Genomic DNA, 224 nt, shown 5'->3' on the forward strand with positions numbered 1-224 from the left:
ACGCGCGCAGGTGCTTCAAGCGCCGCAGGGACTGCGCGTGCACGCGCACCTGGCTGCGACTGGCATGGGCGCGCAAACGCACGCTGTCGATGCCCAGCTCCTGCGTGCGCACCAGGCCCTCCTCCACGGCCCAGCGCACCGTCTGCTCCAGGGCCGCTAGGAAGAGGGCGGCATTCTGGGCGCGAAAGCGGTTGAGGACCGCCACGCTGATGCAATGGCCTCCA

1 pseudogene is annotated in these 224 nt (G+C 70.1%); it reads right to left on the minus strand.

What is annotated here, in order from left to right:
• A pseudogene (locus D7X32_RS44790) lies at positions 1 to 205 on the minus strand (IS1182-like element ISAnsp6 family transposase); the annotation flags it as partial.
• Between the last annotated feature and the right edge of the window lie 19 nt (positions 206 to 224).

The sequence above is a fragment of the Corallococcus carmarthensis genome (assembly GCF_003611695.1).
GTDB lineage: Bacteria > Myxococcota > Myxococcia > Myxococcales > Myxococcaceae > Corallococcus > Corallococcus carmarthensis.